Source organism: Anaerotruncus sp. 1XD42-93, assembly GCF_009917605.1.
Taxonomy (GTDB): Bacteria; Bacillota; Clostridia; order Oscillospirales; family Ruminococcaceae; genus Anaerotruncus.
The window spans coordinates 1-1,416 of the sequence record NZ_QZEG01000171.1; the positions used below are offsets into that span (position 1 = coordinate 1).

General features: G+C 45.6%; 2 protein-coding genes. One reads left to right on the forward strand and one right to left on the reverse strand.

Going from position 1 to position 1,416, the window contains the following annotated elements:
* The coding region (locus tag D5269_RS17805; RefSeq protein WP_166545243.1) for a hypothetical protein at positions 1–658 on the forward strand (658 nt) is incomplete at its 5' end.
* Between the two features lie 19 nt (positions 659–677).
* Here D5269_RS17805 and D5269_RS17810 read toward each other — a convergent pair.
* Positions 678–1,416, reverse strand: a 739-nt coding sequence (locus tag D5269_RS17810; RefSeq protein WP_166545244.1) for a hypothetical protein, incomplete at its 5' end; no start/stop codon positions are given.

A 1,416-nucleotide genomic window follows, 5' to 3' on the forward strand; every position in this document is an offset into this window, starting at 1 on the left:
GTCAAATAAGGCGGACAAAACAGGGACCGTTTTTGATGCCAAACACTATTACCATAATTATACGTCTATACTGGACTTAGCGAACGCTGCTGATGGAACTGTGATAGCATTTGGGGTTGCAGGCTCCAATCTTGCCAATGCAGAGGATCGGCCACCTGCATCCTGCGAATATTACTACTTGATTTTGTCCGAGGGAGCCCGAAAAGATGTGATCGCCTTTGGTTATAACACCTCCTGTATTTACATGCGCAAAGTCTGGAACAGGGTATGGAGCGGCAATTGGACACAAGCTGCAACTTGCGCCTGCGCAGACAAGGAATGGAAACCTCTCCCTATGATAAATGGGTGGATAAACGCTACTAACGACTCTGCTGCTGCGCTAAAATATCGAAAAGGAGCGGATGGAAAGGTTGTGTATGTTACAGGATATATTAAACAGCCGAACACTTTAACGGCCGATAATAAAATCATCGCCTATCTCCCAGAGGGATATAGACCTAAAAACTATTTTTGGAAGCCATCTGTGCATGAAACCAAAGATGGCGTGGTATCAATTAGAGTTAACCTGGACGGTAAAATATACCTTACGAATAGTGGAGCTAATGTACAGGCAATCATAAATTCCGCTCTTCCCATCTGCTTGACGATTCCAATCTAAAAAAGCTGACCGGACAGAGCTATTCCGCCAAAAAGCAAAACGATCCTACAAATTTGTTGCAGCCAGCCGCGCTGTAATGGCACTGAACAGATCCATTTGTCCCAATAGTCATAGCCCCTAAAGTCTTATAAAAATGGTCGACATCTCTAAAAATACCAGGGAGAAACAAGTGACTTTTGGGTCTGAATCCGACGGGCAGCACAGCAATTTGAGCACAACATGCAATATCCGTTTTATCCGTCTTTTCGCATGCGATTGAGCCAATGACGATACCTTCTTGTGTTTTGCAGTAGTAGCTTGCTATGTTCAAACCGTCCCATATCCATCTGTCAAACCCGGCCGCATAGGGTATCTCAAAGCGTTTTGGAGGTGCTGCGGTAGCAATTCTTTGCCATGCTTGCCACTGAGCATAACCGAAATCATTGTTATCCCTATGTCGTGTACGCAAAAAAATTCGTCCGTTGTCTTCTCCCATATAGCACTGCGCAGCGATCTGTAACGCACGATTTCGATTTACTCTTAATGTCAACGTTTCGAAGTAATGAGCAGACATGGATGATGACATCGGCGGAGCACCTGCGGGCCTATCTGCCTTTGTATAGGCTACCGCCCTATGGTCAAGCAGCGCCATATGATCCAACGGTGGAGTGTTAAACAGGATTTCAGGTGTTATGTTCAGGTTGGGGGCCTGTACATCCCGGGCATACTGCGCGTATAAATTACTCTGCAAAGTCCCGTTTTTGTCCGCCTTATTTGAC